Annotated in this window: 23 protein-coding genes; 12 read left to right on the top strand and 11 right to left on the bottom strand. The window is 66.2% G+C overall.

The genetic code is table 11. The annotated features are described in order from the left end of the window. The first annotated feature begins 63 nt into the window (after positions 1–63). From DEIPE_RS03275 to rpmJ, 3 genes are all read left to right on the top strand, one after another. A complete protein-coding gene (locus DEIPE_RS03275) occupies positions 64–870 on the top strand; it encodes an SDR family NAD(P)-dependent oxidoreductase (RefSeq protein ID WP_015234566.1) in 807 nt (268 codons plus the stop codon). 134 nt (positions 871–1004) lie between these two features. Then, positions 1005–1364 (top strand): DsrE family protein, encoded by a 360-nt coding sequence (locus DEIPE_RS03270; protein WP_015234565.1) that lies wholly within the window; start codon positions 1005–1007, stop codon positions 1362–1364. 219 nt (positions 1365–1583) lie between these two features. Continuing rightward, entirely contained in the window at positions 1584–1697 is a 114-nt protein-coding gene (gene rpmJ / locus DEIPE_RS03265; RefSeq protein ID WP_015234564.1) for a 50S ribosomal protein L36, read from the top strand. Positions 1698–1998: 301 nt separating this feature from the next. Here rpmJ and DEIPE_RS03260 read toward each other — a convergent pair whose 3' ends face one another. Then, positions 1999–2517 (bottom strand): IS630 family transposase, encoded by a 519-nt coding sequence (locus DEIPE_RS03260; RefSeq protein WP_041230670.1) that lies wholly within the window; start codon positions 2515–2517, stop codon positions 1999–2001. 35 nt (positions 2518–2552) lie between these two features. After that, entirely contained in the window at positions 2553–2960 is a 408-nt protein-coding gene (locus DEIPE_RS03255) for a winged helix-turn-helix domain-containing protein (RefSeq protein ID WP_157448751.1), read from the bottom strand. A 241-nt stretch (positions 2961–3201) separates the two neighbouring features. Here DEIPE_RS03255 and DEIPE_RS03250 point away from each other — a divergent pair, with 241 nt between their 5' ends. From DEIPE_RS03250 to DEIPE_RS03240, 3 genes are all read left to right on the top strand, one after another. Next, complete coding sequence (locus DEIPE_RS03250; protein WP_015234563.1) at positions 3202–3768, top strand: DUF1440 domain-containing protein; 567 nt, start codon at positions 3202–3204, stop codon at positions 3766–3768. A gap of 270 nt (positions 3769–4038) precedes the next feature. Then, complete coding sequence (locus DEIPE_RS03245; protein ID WP_015234562.1) at positions 4039–4503, top strand: hypothetical protein; 465 nt, start codon at positions 4039–4041, stop codon at positions 4501–4503. Between the two features lie 222 nt (positions 4504–4725). Beyond that, positions 4726–5226 carry a DUF1440 domain-containing protein gene (locus DEIPE_RS03240; RefSeq protein WP_015234561.1) on the top strand — a complete coding sequence of 167 codons (501 nt, stop codon included), beginning with the start codon at positions 4726–4728 and terminating at the stop codon, positions 5224–5226. A 62-nt stretch (positions 5227–5288) separates the two neighbouring features. Here the strand turns inward: DEIPE_RS03240 and DEIPE_RS25440 are convergent, their stop codons facing one another. Then, a complete protein-coding gene (locus tag DEIPE_RS25440) occupies positions 5289–5561 on the bottom strand; it encodes a hypothetical protein (RefSeq protein ID WP_425387728.1) in 273 nt (90 codons plus the stop codon). 172 nt (positions 5562–5733) lie between these two features. Here DEIPE_RS25440 and moaA point away from each other — a divergent pair, with 172 nt between their 5' ends. Together moaA and moaD are read left to right on the top strand one after the other, a co-directional pair. Then, positions 5734–6726 (top strand): GTP 3',8-cyclase MoaA, encoded by a 993-nt coding sequence (gene moaA / locus DEIPE_RS03235; RefSeq protein WP_041230668.1) that lies wholly within the window; start codon positions 5734–5736, stop codon positions 6724–6726. A gap of 124 nt (positions 6727–6850) precedes the next feature. Beyond that, positions 6851–7537: a molybdopterin converting factor subunit 1 gene (moaD, locus tag DEIPE_RS03230; protein WP_015234559.1), complete on the top strand. Its 687-nt coding sequence runs from the start codon at positions 6851–6853 to the stop codon at positions 7535–7537. 24 nt (positions 7538–7561) lie between these two features. Here moaD and DEIPE_RS03225 read toward each other — a convergent pair whose 3' ends face one another. Further along, positions 7562–8263 carry a cytochrome c biogenesis CcdA family protein gene (locus DEIPE_RS03225; RefSeq protein WP_015234558.1) on the bottom strand — a complete coding sequence of 234 codons (702 nt, stop codon included), beginning with the start codon at positions 8261–8263 and terminating at the stop codon, positions 7562–7564. Next, on the bottom strand, positions 8260–8754 hold the full coding sequence (locus DEIPE_RS03220) for a TlpA family protein disulfide reductase (protein ID WP_015234557.1): 495 nt from the start codon (positions 8752–8754) through the stop codon (positions 8260–8262). The genes DEIPE_RS03225 and DEIPE_RS03220 overlap by 4 nt, the downstream gene beginning before the upstream one ends. Before the next feature lie 250 nt (positions 8755–9004). Here DEIPE_RS03220 and DEIPE_RS03215 point away from each other — a divergent pair, with 250 nt between their 5' ends. Further along, positions 9005–10183 (top strand): DUF3179 domain-containing protein, encoded by a 1179-nt coding sequence (locus DEIPE_RS03215; RefSeq protein ID WP_015234556.1) that lies wholly within the window; start codon positions 9005–9007, stop codon positions 10181–10183. 51 nt (positions 10184–10234) lie between these two features. Here the strand turns inward: DEIPE_RS03215 and DEIPE_RS03210 are convergent, their stop codons facing one another. Then, positions 10235–10519 (bottom strand): DUF427 domain-containing protein, encoded by a 285-nt coding sequence (locus tag DEIPE_RS03210; protein ID WP_015234555.1) that lies wholly within the window; start codon positions 10517–10519, stop codon positions 10235–10237. Between the two features lie 255 nt (positions 10520–10774). Here DEIPE_RS03210 and DEIPE_RS03205 point away from each other — a divergent pair, with 255 nt between their 5' ends. From DEIPE_RS03205 to DEIPE_RS03195, 3 genes are all read left to right on the top strand, one after another. Continuing rightward, positions 10775–11212 (top strand): hypothetical protein, encoded by a 438-nt coding sequence (locus DEIPE_RS03205; protein ID WP_015234554.1) that lies wholly within the window; start codon positions 10775–10777, stop codon positions 11210–11212. A gap of 129 nt (positions 11213–11341) precedes the next feature. Then, positions 11342–12127, top strand: a complete 786-nt coding sequence (locus DEIPE_RS03200) for a Crp/Fnr family transcriptional regulator (protein WP_015234553.1) — start codon at positions 11342–11344, stop codon at positions 12125–12127. Continuing rightward, positions 12124–13665 carry a dihydrolipoyl dehydrogenase family protein gene (locus tag DEIPE_RS03195; protein WP_015234552.1) on the top strand — a complete coding sequence of 514 codons (1542 nt, stop codon included), beginning with the start codon at positions 12124–12126 and terminating at the stop codon, positions 13663–13665. Before DEIPE_RS03200 ends, DEIPE_RS03195 begins: the two co-directional genes overlap by 4 nt. Before the next feature lie 24 nt (positions 13666–13689). Here the strand turns inward: DEIPE_RS03195 and DEIPE_RS03190 are convergent, their stop codons facing one another. The 5 genes from DEIPE_RS03190 to DEIPE_RS03170 all read right to left on the bottom strand — a co-directional run bounded on the left by DEIPE_RS03190 (position 13690) and on the right by DEIPE_RS03170 (position 18302). Then, complete coding sequence (locus DEIPE_RS03190) at positions 13690–14901, bottom strand: FAD-dependent oxidoreductase (protein WP_015234551.1); 1212 nt, start codon at positions 14899–14901, stop codon at positions 13690–13692. After that, positions 14898–15611 carry a nitroreductase family protein gene (locus DEIPE_RS03185; protein WP_015234550.1) on the bottom strand — a complete coding sequence of 238 codons (714 nt, stop codon included), beginning with the start codon at positions 15609–15611 and terminating at the stop codon, positions 14898–14900. Before DEIPE_RS03185 ends, DEIPE_RS03190 begins: the two co-directional genes overlap by 4 nt. A 106-nt stretch (positions 15612–15717) precedes the next feature. Beyond that, positions 15718–16509: an ABC transporter permease gene (locus tag DEIPE_RS03180; protein WP_015234549.1), complete on the bottom strand. Its 792-nt coding sequence runs from the start codon at positions 16507–16509 to the stop codon at positions 15718–15720. Position 16510: 1 nt separating this feature from the next. Then, complete coding sequence (locus DEIPE_RS03175) at positions 16511–17302, bottom strand: ABC transporter permease (RefSeq protein WP_015234548.1); 792 nt, start codon at positions 17300–17302, stop codon at positions 16511–16513. Then, a complete protein-coding gene (locus DEIPE_RS03170; RefSeq protein WP_015234547.1) occupies positions 17295–18302 on the bottom strand; it encodes an ABC transporter ATP-binding protein in 1008 nt (335 codons plus the stop codon). Before DEIPE_RS03170 ends, DEIPE_RS03175 begins: the two co-directional genes overlap by 8 nt. Positions 18303–18953 lie beyond the last annotated feature (651 nt).

Genomic DNA, 18953 nt, shown 5'->3' with positions numbered 1-18953 from the left:
TGGACGCGCGGCAATGCGGCGTGCATCACTACGTTTGCGGCAGTCGGGCAGGAAGATGCCAGCATGAATCTCCAGGAACGCAGCATCCTGATCACCGGCGCAAGTGGTGGCATCGGCGCCACCCTTGCTGAGCACTTTGCCCGCGAAGGTACGCGCCTGACCCTCGTCGCGCGCCGTGCGGACGCCCTACAGGCCACGGTGGACCGCGTCATCCGAGAAGGCGCTCAGGCCACGGGCGTCATCGGTGACATCACTGATCCGGCCGTGCAGGAACGCGCTGTCCGGCAGGCTGTGGACACCTTTGGCCGGCTCGACATGCTGGTGAACAACGCCGGGAACGTCCGTGCGGGCCGTCTGGAAAACCTCACCCCTGAGGACATCCTGGCGATGATCAACCTGAATCTCACCGCCCCGATCCTGCTGACGCGCGTGGCGCTCCCAGCCCTGCGGGGCGATGGGGGAGGCGCCGTGGTGAACATTTCCAGCGGCTTTGGCCTGGTCGGTGGGCCCTTCTACCAGGTGTACGCAGCCACCAAGGCCGGCATCGCGCGGTTCGGGGAAGCGCTGCGGCGCGAGCTGCAGGGTGAGGGTGTCAGCGTCCACACCGTGTTTCCCGGGGCGACCCGCACGGCCATGATGGAAAGCAACGCCGCGGGGCCCGAGCTCGGCTTCCATTACCAGACGGCGGACGAAGTCGCCCGGATTGTCATAGACGGTCTCAAGGCGGATCAGACCGACATCATCACCGCTCCCGAGGAACGCCGGGCATTCTTCAGGAAAAACATCGAGCAGCCCGAGCAGGTGGACGCATTTTACGCGAGTATCAAGGACCGGCTCGAAGTGGCCGTCAAAGATCACTCCAGCCTGTAAGGGCGCCGAAGTACACCCGGCCTCCCACGCCACCGCCGGGCCATGCAAAGGAAACGCGAGCTGCTGAAATTCAAACGTGAATCTCAGCAGCAGCCCGCCCGGGTCAACCCCTCTTTTCCCTGAAAGGATTTACCATGACTGCACCCCTCAAGATTGCCCTTGTTATTTTTGAAGACATCAAACGTGACAGCGCCCGGGTATACCGGGCGCTCGTGACTGCCGAGGAACTCATCGAGAGTGGAGATGACGTGACGGTGGTGTTCGACGGGAGCGGCACCGAGAGCCTCGCGGCCGTGCTCGACTCCGAGAGCCGCCTGCACACCTTGTTCGAGCGGGTACGTCCCCAGGTACGTGGGGCGTGCAAGCTGTGTGCCCGGTCGCACGGCGTCCTGGACACGATTACCGAGGCCGGCATTCCGGCACTGAGCGAATACAAGCAGCACGCCAGCCTCGCGGCCCTGGTGCGCGAGGGGTACACCGTACTCACGTTCTGACGGACCTCGAACGACAAGGATTGCGCTCTATGCCTTAACGCGGGGCTTTGGCGGCACCTTGAACAGGCAGCCTTCAAGTGCCGAACCTGCGTGCGGTTTGCGCAGATTTCTTTCGTGTTCTGCTATACTCTTGTGGTGCGTTCCGCGCACCCGACGACACACCCGAAATGCTCGTGGACCTCGCACGTTGGGTCCGAAGAGCAGGCAATGGAGAAAACCATGAAAGTGAGAAGCAGCGTCAAGCCCATCTGCGACAAATGCAGCATCGTCCGCCGCCACGGGCGCGTTCTGGTGATCTGCGAGAACGTCAAGCACAAGCAGCGTCAAGGCTGAGATTACCGAAAAGGCAGGTGCGGCGTCCACGTGGACGCCGCACCTGCCTTTTCGTGAGCATTGGCTGCCGGGCTGCCTGACGTGATCCACCCGATTACGGTGAGAACTCAGCTTGGAGGTGGTGCAGGAAGACGTACAGGTCGCTGGAAGCCTGGCGGCCGTTCGTCTTGCCTGACGGGCAACTGTGTCTCCGATACCGTCCTCCCGCAACGTACGAAGTGTCAGGTCGGCCGGTTGGATAAACGGCGCTTTACGGTGGGTACACAAGAGCCGCACTCATAGCACTTATACGGTATTGCATTCATGAACTTTCAGGGTAGTAGCCCAAGTAGGCCGTTGCGGATGAAATGACCTGTGGCTGTGCATCGAGTTCCACGCAGCGAGTGCACAGCCGCTGTTCGAGGGCGTCGAGATCAGTGAAGGTCTGGTGGTGCGTCGCCTCACGCACCAAGGTCCACAAGCGTTCAGCTGGGTTGAGTTCGGGCGAGTAGGGTGGCAAGACGGCCAACACGATGTTGTCGGGCACCTTGAGTTTCCTGGTCGAATGCCAGCCTGCACCGTCAAGCACGAGCAGGGCGATGACCTTCTCGGGTAGTGAAGCCGCATAGGCGCGCAAGAAGACGCTCATGACGCACGTGTCAACCTTCGGCAATACGAACCAGAACACCCGACCCAGCGCAGGCTCGACGACTGCGTACAGGTACGTCCACTGGTACTTGACGGTACTGGGCGCCGTCGGTCGCTGACCTTTCTTGGCCCACAGACGGCGAGACGTGGGCTTGAGACCGAACCGCGCCTCGTCCTGAAAGCACAACCGCACGTCCTTGTCCGGATGTTCGGCTTGGAGCTTGGCACTCAGTGCGAGGATTTTTTTTGGAACGCCGCTTGCTCTTCCTTGCTGGCCGCCTGGGGATGCGCGGGACGCGACGTTTGCTGGCTGTAACCGAGCTTTTGCAAGTATCGCCAGCCGGTCGCTTGGTCAGGACGATGGCCCGTCTTCGCTGCAATCCAAGCCGCGACCTTTGCGCCCGTCCACAGTCCCCCGCCTGGCGGTGCCTCGGTGTCGAGCGCTTGCCCGAGTTCCAAGACGCCGCTGACGTCCAAGACCGCTTTCTTGCCGCCGCGTGCTTCGCCTGCACGCTTGTGGGTGGGTACGGCGTTGGGTCCGCCTTCGTTGTAGGCACGCACCAGGTCGTTGACCCAAGTATGCGAACGGTCGACGACTTGCGCGACGTGGCGATTGGCCTTGTCTTGCGAGATCAACCACAAGGCGTGCCAGCGTGTCTTGTCGGCAGGGTGAGCACAGCACCGATAGCACTTGCGCAATTCATCCGAGGTCAAGTGCGGCTTCAAACGAACTTCGGGGGGCACGCCTCAGCATGCTCCTCGGAAGATCCTCAACGCAAGACCGTATTAGGTTGAAAAATAGCTGCGGAAACCAGGACGGCCAGCCTTATCAGTGAAGCCAGTGGGCGCCCGTCAGGCGCAGGGGAGCGAGGACTGCATGAACTCATCAGCGGTGAACGTCCTGAACGAGGCCATCAAAGGGACAGTTGCGGGAGCAGCGGGCGTCTGGATGATGGACCGCATCGGCTGGTACATGTACCTGCGAGAAGACGAGCGGGCACTGCAGCAGGAGCTCGAGGCCCGCCCGAACGGCATGGATCCTGCGCACAACATCGCCAACCGAGTGGCGAACGCCCTGGGGAAGCAGCTCGTTCCGCCGCAGCCCAATCCGTGGGGCGTCACCGCGCATTTCGCCCTGGGCATTCTGCCAGCCGCACTGTACGGCGTGCTGCGCCACCGATTCAGGGAGCTTTCCAAGGCGCAAGGATTCCTGTACGGCCTGAGCCTGTTCGCCATGAACGACGAATTGGTGAACCCGCTTTTGAAACTGTCTGGCGGTCCGCGCGCTTACCCGTGGCAGGCGCACGCGCGCGGCCTGGTCGAGCACATTGTCCTCGGGATGGTGACGGACGCCGTGCTGCGTGTGATGGACCGCGAACTCCATCCACCCCGCCCCCAGGACCTCACACAGACTGTGGGAGCCAGAAGTGCCGCCCGCTCCTGAAGCCCTGGGTCCAGTACGTGCAGAGAGCACGCTCGGGTCGTGCTCGTTTTGTATGGATGGTCCTTTCGGGGTTCACCCTGGAAAGGGGTCAGGGCACGCCAAGGTGAACGCGCCAGATTGTCCCTTGCTTCTTGTCCCTCGTGCCAGAGACTCAGAGCAGTGGACCCCGGAGTTCAGCCTGACACCTGGTTCGTTTCCGTGCGGTTCGCCGTGCGAAAGCCACTTCTGGTATCAGTCTTTCCCTTGGAGTGATCGTCAAAGGAGGCCCTGATGATCCGCATCGCGAGAACGGTGAAAGCAGGTATTCTCGGCGCGCTGGCCATGGAAGCTTTTGCTTTTGCGGCCCATCAGTCGGGCCTCAGCCGCCTGAGCATGTCCCGCTACGAGGGCAGCATGGTCACGCGCCGAACGGACGGACTGAGCAGCAGGCTGAGCGGGATAGGGGCGCATCTGCTGCTTTCCATGCTGATTGCGTTACCGTATGCGGCCATCCTGGAACGTGTCCGGTCCCGTCCACCCGCTTTCGGGGCACAGCTCGGTCTGGTGCACTGGCTGATTGCCAGCCTCGTCCTGCCTGGCCTGGACGCCAGGAATCACACCGTGCAGGACGGCAGAACACCGGCCCTGAGGAGGTTCGCGCTTGGGTACGGGCCGGGGAGCGTCATGATGTTCCTGCTGGGACATTTGCTGTACGGGGCGGTTGTCGCGCACTTCTACCAGTCCGATTCCCACTGAGGACCCGGGCAGGAACGGGTGACGTTGGATACGTTGGTGTGGAGGTTGCGGTTGGCGTGCAGAGTGGGGCCCGCGCGCAGCAAACGGGTGACTCCCCGGTTACCAAGGATGTCCACGCCTGAAACAGCCGTCATTCGAACGGGTACTCATGGCCATCACGCCGTCAAGCTCAGTGCAGTAGAAGCGCCGGGTCTTGAACCGGTGCCTTACAGGAGGATGGACATGATCAAGGAACGCAACATGCTGGTTGAGGCGGCCCTGGGTGCGCTCGCTGGAGGGGCAGCGGCGTGGATGATGGGGAAAGCGACGTCGTACCTGTACGACCAGGAAAACCAGCAGGCCCGCGAGCGCGAAGATGCGGCGCGTGACGGAAAGATGGCGTATGGCGTCGCGGCAGAGAAGGCAGCGGAATTGATGGACCAGGAACTCGATGACGACCAACGACAGCAGTACGGGTCCGCCATTCACTGGGCGCTCAGCCTGGCAGCCGGCGCGGCGTATGGGGTGATGCGTGACGCTGTTCCGCTGTCCGGCTGGTCGAAAGGACTGCTGTTCGGCGCGGCATTTTGGCTGACGGTCGACGAGGCAGGAAACGCGGCCCTCGGTCTGACCAAGCCGCCACAGGCATTTCCCTGGCAGACGCACGCGCGCGGCCTGGCAGGACACCTGGTGTTCGGCGTCGTGACCGAAGCCTGTTTTCAGCTGTTCGACGCCCACCAATAGCCGAGCTTCCTGACCGACCTTCGGGCAGCGCCCGGATGGCCATATCCTCCGACCACAGCGACTCACCGAAATGCCGACGCGTCTTGGTGCTTTGTTGACCGTACCACGACCGTGCGGTGCGACCGCGTTGTCTCAGCGCGGCCATGATGACCACAGTAAACCCCACAACCGACAGCCCCACGGAGCTGCACGCCAGCCCGCTCAGCGCGGCCACAAGCTTGCTTTCGCGGCCCGTCACGACCAGCACGCCGCCGAGCCCGCTTGCTCGCAGCGCGCACCGAGCGGGGCACGAGCGGCTCTCCGGCCACGCCGAGCAGCAGCTTGTGCTGTCCCATCCGGCTCGACGCGCCCGCCGCGAGCAGCACCCCCGCTCCGCTCCCCGCCATGCCAGCAGTGTTCGGTTCACGTCGCCCGCCGGGCGCCCTGACAGGTTGCGAGTCTCCTCATGCACTCACGAATGCGAGACAAGTCGCCTCGTCTTCTCCCGCCGAGGGCTATAACGGGCGTGTGCCTCTCCTGCTGGACGCCCTCAGCCGCCCCCTGCGGGACCTGCGCATCTCGGTGACCGACCGCTGTAACCTGCGCTGCACCTACTGCATGCCCGCCGAGGTGTTCGGGCCGGACTACGCGTTCCTGCCACGCGCCGAGCTCCTCACCTTCGAGGAAATCGAGACGCTCGCGCGGGTGTTCGTGCGCGCGGGCGTGCGCAAGCTGCGTCTGACGGGTGGTGAGCCGCTGCTGCGCCGCGATCTGCCCGAGCTCATCGCGCGCCTCGCGGGAATTCCGGAGGTGGAGGATGTCGCCCTCACCACCAACGGGCTGCTGCTCGCCCGCCTCGCCCCGGCCCTGAGGGCCGCCGGACTGCGGCGTGTGACGGTCAGCCTCGACGCCCTCGATTCCGTGGTGTTCGGGCGCATGAACGGTCTGAACGTCCTGGTCGAGCGGGTGCTGGAAGGCATCGAGGCCGCCGCGCAGGCGGGCCTGGGCGTCAAGATCAACACCGTCGTGCAGCGCGGGGTGAACGACGACCAGCTGCGCGCCCTGTGGGAATACTTCCGTGACCGGCACGTGCTGCGCTTCATCGAGTTCATGGATGTCGGTAACCACAACGGCTGGAGTACCGAGCACGTTGTTCCCTCGGGCGAGGTCCTCGCCCGGTTGGGCGGTGACTTCACGGCGGCAGACCCCAACTACCGCGGTGAGGTCGCGTCGCGCTATGTGGACGGGCAGGGCCGCGAGGTCGGCCTGATCTCCAGCGTCACGGCGCCCTTCTGCGGGGACTGCTCGCGGGCGCGCCTCTCTGCGCAGGGCGTGCTGTACACCTGCCTCTTCGCCTCGGGCGGCACCGATTTGCGCGCGCCCCTGCGAGAAGGAGCAGGCGAGGACCAACTCTACGCGCTGCTCGAAGAGGTCTGGCGTGGCCGGACCGACCGCTATTCCGAGGAGCGCACCGAAGCCACCCCACGCACCAAAGTCGAAATGTCCCACATCGGCGGTTGAGGAGCCTTTACGCGATGCAGCTTATGACCCAGCGACCCATTCATCAGCGACTTTCAGGCACTGTCCGTGCCCCCTCCGTTTTTTTTCATCGCTGCACGCCCAATCGTCTTGAAGGGCGCACGGCGTGAACGTCACCGTCCTCTTCTTCGCGCGGCTGAAACGCGAGGCCGGTACGGAACAGGTGCACGTCGAACTGCCGCCGGGCAGCTCTGCGCGTGACCTCGCTGCCGGGGTGAGCGAGCAGCACGGCGTCTCGCTGCAGGGCTGCATGATCGCCGTGAACGAGCAGTACGCCACGCCCGACACCCTGCTGAGGGACGGGGACGAGGTCGCGTTTCTGCCGCCCGTCGCCGGCGGCAGCGGCGAAGGACAGGGTGAGGCGGACACCTGCCTGCTGACCGACGCGCCCCTCAGCCTGGGCGAGGCGCAGGATTTCGTGACGCGGCCCCAGTGGGGCGCTCAGGCCTTTTTCGTCGGGACTGTCCGCTCGCCCAACCAGGGAGTGGACATCGCTTTTATCGACTACGAAGCCTATCCACCGATGGCGCGGCGGGTGTTGCAGGACGCCGCGAACGCCGCACGCGCGAAGTTCGCGCTTGGCGGGGTGTATCTCGCGCACCGCACGGGTCGCCTCTTGCCCGGCGAGGCGAGCATCATCATCGCCGTGGGCAGCGCGCACCGCCGCGCCGCGCTGGAGGGCTGCGACTTTCTGATCGAGCACCTCAAGGTGCATATTCCGGTCTGGAAACTGGAAGTCGGCGTGAACGGTGAACGCTGGGTGGAGGGTACCGCCGGGGCGCCCACCCTGTAACCTGGCCGCTCAGTAACCGGCCGCTCAGAAGCCCTGAAAACCCAGGACGTTCACGAGGTACTGGCTCATCACCGCAAAGCCGTTGGTGAGCAGCAGCACGCCCGCCACCACCATCATGACGCCGCCCACCCGCTCCAGGGTGGGCGTGAAGCGCCCGAGCAAGCGGATCCGCTCGAGAAACAGGGCGCCCAGCAAAAACGGCACGCTGAAGCCCAGGGCGTAGGTCAGGAGCAGCGGAACGCCCAGCCCCGGCTGCTGCGCCGCGACGAACAGCACGCCCGCCAGGATCGGTCCCATGCACGGCGTCCAGCCCGCCGCGAAGGCCAGCCCGACCAGAGCGCTGCCCAGGTAGCCTGCGGGTTTGCGGGCCAGGTGTGTGCGCCGTTCCATCTTCAGCCACGGTGCCCGCAATGCGCCCAGCGTGACCAGACCGAGCAGCAGCACGATCACGCCGCCCAGCACCCGCACCGGTGTGCCATAGGTCGTCAGGATGATGCTGGCCGACTCCACCAGCGCCCCCAGCGCCAGAAACACCACCCCGAAGCCTGCCAGGAACGCCAGCGCGTGCTTGAGGGCCGGACGCCGTGCGGCGCGCTCTGACAGTTCCCCGCGGCTCATGCCCGTCAGGAAGCCCAGATACGCCGGCAGCAGCGGCAGCACGCAGGGTGACAGAAAGGACAGCAGCCCCGCTCCGAAGGCGAACAGAAAGCTGGGGCTGGAGATCATGGCGTCTGGATGGTCTTCAGGTACACGCGAAACTGCTCGGGTGGCATGTACCCGGAGTGGACTGCCGAGACCTTGCCCGCTTTATCGATAAATACCGACACCGGCTGCCCGATGATCCGGTAGGCCCGGGCCACGCTGGCCGCGGTGCTCGTCCCTTTGGTGCCCGGCGCGTCCACCAGGGGTGTAACGCTACCCAGCTCGTTTTTGCGGAAATAGGCCAGGGCGTCTTTGGCACTGTCCGTGGCGCTCACGGCGTACATGTTCTTCAGCTTCGCCGCCCGCGCTTCCTGATTGAGTTCGGGCAGCTCCTCCTTGCACACCAGGCACCAGGTGGCCCAGAAGGTCAGCACGACCGGCTCTCCGCGCAGGCTGTTCAGGGACACCGTCTTTCCGGCCTCGGTTTTCAGGGAGAAGTTCGGAGCGACGTCGCCCGGGCGCACAGCCTGGGCGACGCCCAGGCTTAGAAGCAGCAAAGTCGTCAGTACTCGCATGGTTGATCCTTTCATGGTTCCGAGCTTGTCTCTCTTCACTGTGTTGTAGCGCGCTGCCCGGCCCAGCCGTGTTGTCCGCACAACACACCCGCCGTGAAGCGCGTGTCAGGCTGTTGTGGCAGCGTTCCTGGTTTGCTTTCGGCAGGAAAGGAGCCTGATGTGCCTCCAGCTGCCACTGCTGATTGTTCCTGGGTTCTGATCCTGGGATGTGCGGCGTGGCGGGCCGTACCGGAGCGCGAAGGAGACCCACATGCTCAGACCGCTCCTGGCCACGGTGACCCTGCTGTTCGGTGGGGCGCACGCGCAGCCCGAACAGATCGACGCCCTCAAGGTTGAGTCGCAGTACAAGACCGTGCAGCTCGACGAGTTGCGCTCGGGTGGTCCTCCGCCGAACGGCATTCCGCCGCTGGGCTTTCAGGAGGACCACGCCGGCTTGCCCGACACCCGTCCAGCTCGCTTCGAGACGGTGAAGCAGGCCGCGAAGTGGCTCACGCCGCGCGAGCCGGTGATTCTGGTGAGCGTGGACGGCGAGACGGGCATCTTTCCGCTTCAGGTGCTGATCTGGCATGAGATTGCCAACGTCACCCTGGGGCGCGTTCCGGTGGCCGTGACTTTCTGTCCGCTGTGCAATACGGCGCTCGTCGCCGACCGTCGTGTGCCGGTCGGCGACGAGCAGCGCTCGCGCCTGGGCGGCACTCCGGGCAGCGAACTGCTGGTGACCTTTGGCGTCTCAGGCATGCTGTACAAAAGCGACCTGGTGATGTTTGACTCCGCCACGCACTCGCTGTGGTATCAGGCCATCGGGCGTGGCATCGTCGGAACGCTCGCCGGGACGCAACTGCGAATTTATCCGAGCCTGATTGTCTCCTTTCAGGAAGCCGCGCGCGAGGCGCCGGAGGCGCGCGTGCTCTCCAGAAACACTGGGTACCCCCGTGATTACGGCCGCAATCCCTACGTGGGGTATGACGACGCGGACGAACCGCCCTTCCTGTATTCCGGACCGCTCGACGGGCGCCTGGCGCCCAAGGAACGCGTCGTGACGGTCAGCGTGGGTGACACGCACGCGGCGTATCCTTTCGGGGTGCTGTCCAAAGGAGGCGTTGTGAACGACCGCGTGGCGGATACGCCCGTGGTGGTGTTCTGGTCGGCGGGAACCGCGAGCGCGCTCGACACCGCCCAGATCGGCGAAGCGCGGGATGTAGGCGCGGGTGTGGTGTTCGACCGGCGTCTCGGGGAACGGTCGCTCACCTTCGAACGCGTCAAAGGCGCCTTTCGCGACCGTGAGACGGGCAGCCTGTGGAGCATCGCCGGACGCGCCATCAGCGGGCCGCTGAAAGGCAGGACCCTGCGGGCGATCGCCCACGCAAACCACTTCTGGTTTGCGTGGGCGGCGTACGCGCCGCAAACCCGGCTGTACGCGCCGCGCTGAGCGCTGAAAGGAGCGAGCGGCCCGACAGGGGCCGCTCGCTCCTTTCAGCGCTCAGTCGGGCAGGATCTCCACGCCGCGCCAGAAGGCCACCCGGCCCCTGATCTTCTTCGCCGCGTCCTTGGGTTCCGGGTAGTACCACACGGCGTCGGGATTTTCCTTGCCGTCCACCACCAGGGTGTAATAGCTCGCCGTGCCCTTCCAGGGGCAGACGGTGTTGGTGGCGCTGTCCTTGATCAGCGCGTCGCTCAGGGCTTCCCTCGGGAAATACGCGTTGCCCTCCACCTTGACGATGTCGTCACTCTGCGCGATCGTCACGCCGTTCCATACTGCTCGCATCTGAAACCTCCCGTGTCTCTGGAATGCTGTGCCTGGCATAGGCCGGGGTGCCGCCCGCCGTCGTGACGGCCAGCGGCACACCACCGCTCCAGGCTCATTGCAGCGCAGCCTCACCCGCGGGCGTGTCGCCCAGAGAACAGAGTGGCTTGAGCTGTGCTTCATGCATCATGCCTCCTGGCCATGGATCTGCCCGTATGTCAAGCGCTTGACACACCGTCCCCCGGTGTTGGACGACGCTGAACCTGGAGGAAAATTATGAATACGCAGAACCTGAAGGCAGGCGTCGTCGGCGGGCTGGCAGGCGGAGTGGTATTTGGGGTGATGATGGCCACCATGGGCATGCTGCCCATGATTGCGAGCCTTGTCGGCAGCGAGAGTGCCGCAGTCGGTTTGCTGGTGCACCTCCTGATCAGTGCAGTGATCGGGCTGGGCTTCGCGCTGGTCCTGGGAGAGCGCGTGCGGGGTACCGGGTCCGCTGCGGGCCTCGGCGCGCTGTACGGCCTGGCGTGGTGGGTACTGGGACCCCTGCTGATGATGCCCGTCATGATGGGCATGGGCCCACAGTTCGCCAGTGCCCTGAGCATGCCGAACCTGATGAGCCTGCTGGGCCACCTGATCTTCGGCGTCGTTCTCGGCGTGACCTACGCGGCGATGGCCGGACGCACGGTGCCCCGCACCCGGCTGACTTCTTAAACCAGTCTGAGTTCGCCAGCCCGCTTGTCCCGGCGCGTGTCGTCATGGCGACACGCGCGCGCCCACGCTGGGGCACACTGGAGACATGCGCAGCCACCGGGAGTATGTTTACGTGCAGGAGGGGCGGTCATGACAGTCTTCGATCCCGCCCGGCGCCTGCTGTCGATGTTGGGCGTCGCTCCGCACGCGCGCGGTACCCTAAAAGGCAGTGCCACGAAAGCCTGGGCAGTCACCGAGACCGACTGGATGAAGTCCCTCAGCGACCGCGATATGCAGCTGATGGGCCAGATCTGCCCGCCGCGTCCTTTCGCGCGGGGTGAGCGTGTGTTCCGCCATGGCGATCCGGCCGGGTGCCTCTACATCCTGCTCGAAGGGCACGTGAAGCTTGCCCAGCCCACCTGGCTGGGCGGCGAGCGGGTCATCTCGGTGTGTGGTCCCGACGACTTTTTCGGGGAGAACTTCCTGACCGGAGCCGATCAATGCCTCGCCGACGCCGTGTGCCTGAGCGAGCCGACGGTCGTGTGCCCGGTGAGCCGCGAGCAGTTTCTGGAAGTCGCGGCGAGGCTGCCGAACGTCGCACTGACCTTCGCGATGGTGCTGGCGCGCCGCAACGCGGACCTCGAAGCAAAGCTGCACGTCATGACCCAGCCCGTGCAGATCAGGCTCGCCCGCGTGATGCTGGAACTCGCCGCGCGACTTGGCGAGGAGGTGGGGGAGGGCGTATACCACCTGAAAATCGACCTTCGGCACGACGAGATCGCCAGTATGGCGGGCGCCAGCCGGGTCAGTGCCACGCAGGCCATCAGCGCATGGAGGACGCAGGAACTGGTGCTCGGGACCCGCGGCGATTACCGGGTGAACGTTCCTGGCCTGGCAAAATTCATCGAGCGACTGGAACTCGAGGCGCTCGAGTGAAGCGGGAAGCGGATACCCCTCCTGCCGCACAGTGGAACGTGCCGTGCGTCCTGGGTGACCAGACGTTGCGCGCGGACGTGATCGTGATCGGCGGAGGCTCGGCGGGTCTCACGGCTGCGCAGCTCGCCGCGACCGCCAGGAAACGCGTGATGCTCGTGGAGCGTGACCGGCTGGGCGGAGAGTGCCTCTTTACCGGATGCGTGCCGTCCAAGACGCTGCTTGCGCTGGCCCGGCGCGTGCACGCCGCCAAGACGAGCGAGTCCCTCGGTCTGGCGTCGCTGGGAGCGCCGTGCTGGTCGAGCGTCCGCGCGGCGCTCGACCGCGCCCGGCTGGCCTTTCAGGAGTTCGACTCGCCGCGCGCGGTGCAGCACAGCGGCGTGCGCGTGGTCAATGGTGAGGTGCGCTTCGTGGCGCCGCGCACGCTGGAAGTGCAGTGTGGCGGTCATACCCACCGCCTGGTGGGCCGGGAGTTCGTGCTCGCCACCGGTTCGGAAGTGGTCCTGCCGCCAGTCGAGGGCCTGACCGAGGTGCCCTACCTGACGCACGAGTCGCTCTTCGAGTTGCCCGTGCAGCCCGGTCATCTGCTGATTCTCGGGGGCGGCGCTCAGGGCTGCGAAATGGCGCAGGCCTTCGTCCGGCTCGGCAGCGACGTCACGCTGGTGCACTCGGGCGAAAGACTGCTGCCCCAAAGCGACCCGGCGGCGTCGCGGGCGCTGTTGCGGGCGCTGGAAGCCGACGGGGTGCGCGTTCACCTGAAGGGCCATGTGGAGCGTCTGGAACGCATGCCGGACGGAATCTGCGCGCACCTGCGCGGCGGCGCGGCGCTGGAGGCCTCGCATGTGCTGCTCGCCACCGGCAAGCGGCCCCGCGTACGCGGGCTCGGCCTGGAGGTGATCGGCGCGAAGTTCGACGAGGGGGGGCTGAAGGTGAACACCCGCATGCGCTCGGTCAGCTGCGCCTATCTGAGCGGCGCGGGGGACGTGGTGGGGAGTCCCATGTTCACGCACGGCGCCACCGGGCGCGGCACGCTCGCCGGTCTCGGCACGCTCGGCGTCCCGGGAAGGCTCCTCGCACGCCTGCGTGCGCGGGCGTCGCGGGCGTCGCGGGCCGAGGATATCCCCTGGGTCGTTTTCACCGATCCCGAGATCGCGCACTGGGGCATGACCGAACACGAGGCCGTGCGCCGCTTCGGTCGGCGCGTGACGGTCGTGGAATACGACCTGCGCCGTCTGGACCGCGCCATTACCGAGGGAGAGGGCGGCTTTGTGAAGCTGGTCGCCCTGAAAGGCTGGCTCGGCACGCCGCTCGGTCTGCGCATTCTGGGCGCGCAGGCCGTTTCAAGCCGGGCGGGCGAACTGATTCAGTTGCTCAGCCTGCCCGCCCGGCTGGGAGTTCACCCCCTACGCCTTGCACTGCTGAGCGCGCCATACCCGACGTTCGGGGACGCGGTCCGCCAGACGTACCTGGGCTTGTTCCTACGGGGACACGCCTTTGGCCGCCGCCGTGACGGGCGCGGTGACGGGCGCGGTGAAGCCTGAACAGCGGCGAGCGCTGACGCGGCCTCAGCGCTCGCCGCGTTCGTCTGCGAACTGGTAGCGCCCGATCCAGACCCGGTCCGCGAGGTGCTTGAGCGTCAGCAACAGTGAACCGCGCAGCCCCAGGTGCGGCCCGAGGGCCAGCAGCGCTTCACGCTCCCCGGTGGAGAGCAGGTAGGGCGCCACCGGGTAAGCCTTGAACGCGGCGAGCCCCACCGTATCCGGGCCCTTTCCGGCCTGCCAGGCATCCACAAGACGCTCCATGTTTGCCCGCAGGGTCAGGCCCTGTTTCACGGCGTTCACGCCGCTGCGTTCGAGCATCGGGCCTTCCATGCGCGCGCAGTCACCGGCCGCAAACAGCCAGGGCTCACCGGGTACGCGCAGAAAGCCGTCGACCCACACGTAACCCCGCTCATCAACGGCCAGCCCGGAGTCGGCGAACAGCGGCTGTCCGCTGGTACCGGTGGCCCACACCACCTGGTCCTGTGCCACGCGCTCGCCGTTCTGCAGGCGCACGACGCCGTCCTCAACCTGCTCGACCTGCGCGCCCAGCCGCACGTCCACCCCGCGTGCGCGCAGGAGCTGCCCCGCGCGGCGCCCGAGCGGGGGCGCGAACTGCGGCATCAACGTCTGCCCGGCGTGCAGCAGCGTCAGGCGCAGCGCGTGCGGGCGCGCACTGCGCTGCAGGCGGGCGCTGACGTTCAGCATGACCTCACAGCCGGCGCTTCCGCCGCCCACGATGACCAGCGAACGGACCGGCTGTTCGCGCGACAGCACGTCCGCGAGCCACCGTTCCAGGCGCAGCACGTGGTGCAGGGGTTTGGTGAGGACCGCGTTTCCCGCGCGCGCCTGGCGGGGATTGGTGGCGCCCACGTCGAACACCGCGAGGTCGCAGGCAACGGCTGTGCCTTCCTCGGTGAGGACGGTGCGACGCTTCAGGTCGATGCCCGTCGCGCGGGTCTGCAGAAAGCGGACGCGGGCGGCCAGACACCAGCGCAGCAGATCGATGCGGATTTCGCTCAACCGGTACGCCCCGCCAAGGTATTCGGGCGTCATGCCGGAGTAAAGCAGGTGACGGGTATCGTTGATCAGCGTGACCTCCACGCCCCGGGCGGTCCAGCGACGCGCGGCCTTCAGCAGGGCGATGTTGGCGTGCCCGCCACCCACCAGCAGCACCCGCAACGGGCGTTCCGGCCGGAATCCCGCATGGCGTGCCTGAAGCGTGCGCTCCGCCTTCACCCGGCATCCACCTGAAAGATCTCGCGCAGCGCTTTGCGCTGCAATCTGGGGACCTGTGCGCCCGGCGCCGGGTACCCCACCGGCAGGACCAGCATCGCCTCCTCGTTTCTGGGACGCCCGAGCAACTCTCCCAGAAACGCCATCGGGTTGGGCGTGTGCGTCAGGGTGGTGAGCCCCATGTGGTGCACGGCGGCGATGAAGAGGCCCACCGCGATGGCCACGCTCTCGGTCGTGTAGTAGTTCTTGTAAGTCGAACCATCGGGGCGCAGACCGAACTTCTCGCGAAAGACCACCACCACCCAGGGCGCATCCGTCAGGTGCTCCTTGACGTAATCGGTGCCGAGGGGCGCCAGGGCTGCGCGCCACTCCTCGGGCATCCGCGCGGTGTAGGTCCTGAATTCCTCTTCTTCGGCGGCTTCGCGGATGCGGCGTTTGAGTTCGGGGTCCTGCACCGCCACGAAGCGCCAGGGTTGACGGTGAGCGCCGCTCGGCGCCGTGCCCGCGCTGAGGACCGCCAGCTCGATCAGTTGGCGCGAAACGCTTTCCGTGCTGAAATGCCGGGTGGTTCGCCGGGCGCTGAGTTCCCGGTAGAACGCTTCGGCGCGCTTCTGCATTTCCTGGGGGGGCAAGCGGTGGAACACCAGCGGTTCGAAAACCGGTTCCGGGTAGCCCGGGTAGAGTTCCTGAAAGCTCGGCTTGGGTCGCGTCATGGTGTTGCTCCTTTCGGCGCGCTGAGAAGGGTGTTTCCAGGCTAGCGCACGCTCTCTGTCAGTCGCCTGCCCCGATGTGCCCGCCTGGTTTAGGCGGACCCGGGCCTCAGGACCCGGCGCCCTCGTAGCGCGCGAGGCCGCGCCGCCAGACCACGAGCGAGAGCGCAAAGACCGTCAGGCCGACGGGCAGGGTAAGCCATCCCAGGCGGGCGTATTCGTCACGCAGCAGGCCCGCCGCCGGGTAGAAGGCGATGAAGGCATACGGCAGCACGAAGGTCAGCACAAAGCGCACGGCCGCCGGGTACACCGTCAGCGGATAGCGTGAGAAATTGATGGAGTTGTAGACGACCGGAAAAAGGCTGGCGCTCCGCTCCTGCGTCCAGAAGGACAAACTCGCCACCATCACCCACACGCCGCCGTACACCAGCCACGCGCCCAGGATGCCCGAGAGGGCGGCCAGGATGTCGGCGGCCGTCCATGTCACCCCCAGGCGGGCGGAGGCGATTCCCAGCACCACGACCCCGAGCATTACACCATTGAGGGCCTGCGGGCGCAACAGTTCGAGCTGCACCTGCAGCAGGGCGCTGAGCGGCCTCGTGAGCACCCGGTCGAGGTCGCCGCCCACCACGTAGCGCCCGCCCACATCCGAGAGCGCCGCGAAGGAGGCGTTGAAGAGCGCGAAGGGAATCAGGAAGAAACCATAAATGAACAGCGCCTCGTCGAAGGACCAGCCCGCCAGTGAGCGCACACGCGAAAACACCACTGCCAGAAACGCGATGTCGACTGCCTGCAGCAGCAGGTCCGAGCCCACCTGCACCAGAAAGTCCGCCCGGTAGCTCAGGCGCGCCTTCAGGAGCATCGACACGTAGGCCAGGGTCAGGGACAGTTGACGCCTCACCTCAGCCTCCGTGCACGGTCAGGCGGTCGAGGGCCCGCCGCCACAGCAGGCGCACCAGCACGAAGAGCGCGGCCGACCAGGCTGTCTGCACCAGCAGCCCGCTGACAACGTCCGTCCGGCCGAGGTATATGGCCACGGGCGTGTATGCGACGGCCTGAAAGGGCAGCCACGCCAGCACCCCTTGCGCCCACTCGGGAAAGAACGGCAGCGGAATCAGCACCCCGCCCAGCAGGTCCACCATGGCGTTCTTGGCGCGCTGAAGACCGATGGTGTGCTCTGTGAAGGCGGCGGCAATGCCGACCAGCAGATTGAGTTGCGAGTACACCGTGAAGGCCAGGACTGCCCCGACCAGAAAGCCGAGTGCGGCGCCAGGGCTGGCGGGTGGCAAGGCGCGGTACACCATCAGGATCACCGCTCCGGAGGGAAGCGTGAACAGCAGCGCGCGCACCAGGGCCTCACCGGCGGCGCCCGCGAGTTTCGACCACGGGTAGTCCACGGGACGCAGCAGAAACAGCGCGATGTCGCCGCGCCGCACGTCCTCGGTCACCTCGCGGTCGAGCGCGTTGGTATAGAGCGAACGCAGCACCCACGCCAGTGCCACGTACGTGAGGGCACCGAGCAGCGAGAGGCCCGCCACTTCCTGCTGGCCCTGGTAAATGGCGCGGTAGATGGCGGCGTACACGCTGACATAGATGAAGTACGACATGATACCGATCAGAAAACGCGTGCGGTTGGCGATGAGGTCGAGAAACCTCAGGCGCACGAAGCCCCCGTAGACCGCGCGCTCAGTCATGCCGGCTCCGGTCGTACAGTTCGCGCAGCACGTCCTCGATGCTGGCTTCGCGCAGTTCGAGGTCCTCAACGGGCACCGCCGAGAGCGTCAGTGCCACCAGTTCGGGTGTGCGAACCCGCCGCGCGTCGTACACCGCGCACAGCCGCCCGTTGCCTTCGTCAGCCCAGCTGACGCCCAGCGCCGCGGTTGCCCGGTTCAGATCGTCCAGCTGGCCGTGCGGCGAGACGATCCTGAGGCGGTCGCCGCGTCCCAGGTCGCTGCGCAGGCGGCCCGGCGTTCCGTCGAAGATCAGCCTCCCGCGGTCGATGACCATGACGCGCCCGCTGATCGCTTCGACGTCCCCCAGGTCGTGCGTGGTGAGCAGCAGCGTCGTGCCCAGTTCGCGGTTGATGCGGCGCAGAAACTCGCGGATGCGGGCCTTGACGCTCACGTCGAGGCCGATGGTCGGTTCGTCGAGGAACACGACGCGCGGGTCGTGCAGCAGGGCCGCGGCGAGGTCGGCGCGCACCCGCTGCCCCAGCGACAGCTTGCGTGCCGGGGTGGCCAGCAGGGCGCGCAGGTCGAGCACCTCGTCGAACATCGCGAGCCTTGCCTGAAAGAGGCGCTCTGGAATGTGGTACACACGCTGCAGCAGACGCAGGGACTCGATGACTGCCAGATCCGTCCAGAGGGTCGTGCGCTGCCCGAACACCACGCCGATGTGGCGCACGTAGGCCTGACGCTCGGCGTGCGGAGAAAACCCCAGCACGCGCACTTTCCCCTGCGTGGGTTTCAGAATTCCGGCGAGCATCTTGACGGTGGTGCTCTTGCCGGCACCATTCGGACCGAGGTAGGCGACGCTCTCACCGGGCAGCACCTCGAAGCTGACGCCTCCCACCGCTTCGACCGTGCGGTACTCGGGGTGCAGCAGGTCCTGCAGGGCTCCGTGCAATCCCGGGCGCTTTTTGGGAACGCGGTAAGTGCGGCCAAGGTCCGAGGCATGAATGATGGGCGAATTCAAGCGTTTCCTCCCTGGAGGGTGCGTAGGTTTCCACCCTACCGCACGCCGGAACACCAGGCCGCTTGGCCGCTTGTGTAAGCCGCTGCGGGGTGTCCTGGGATGGCCATGGGTAGCATGTTTTTTCAGGCGGCACGCATGAAGCGTCTCCTTCCAGAGGACCTGAGCAGCCTGCGCGCAGCAGGAAGGCGTCATCGTGGATGTCCGGAGCGAGGAGAGGTTTCACGCCGGGCACGCCGGGGGACTGCCCCGTGACCGCCCGGTCGTGACTTGCTGCAACAGGTTTCATCCGGGTTCGTCACGCGGCGCAGCGGAGTCCACAGAGCGACGGCGACTGAGTCGAGCGCCGCTGTGCGGACGTGGCTGAGGAACTACTCAGTACTCAGGCCGGAAGGATTGCGTGAGCCGTGGGCCTTGTCGACGCCCCGGGCGCGGGTCCCCGCCTGACCTGCCGAGCACTTCGAAGCGCAGGCTCGGTCCAGGGCGTGCACACGGATGGGACAGCGACGGCGCCCGTCACGCCGGCTGCCGGACCGCGTTCGTCGCCGGTGAAGGGCACGCTCTCGGCCCTCTCATGAAAAGCCTGGACCGAACAGGCAAGAATCACGGGGAAGTCGTCCAGTCGATCCTGCGCCGTTCCGGAAGCGGCGCTGC

Origin of the sequence: Deinococcus peraridilitoris DSM 19664, from assembly GCF_000317835.1 — a bacterium.
GTDB lineage: Bacteria > Deinococcota > Deinococci > Deinococcales > Deinococcaceae > Deinococcus_A > Deinococcus_A peraridilitoris.
This window is presented reverse-complemented; position numbering and strand designations above follow the sequence as displayed.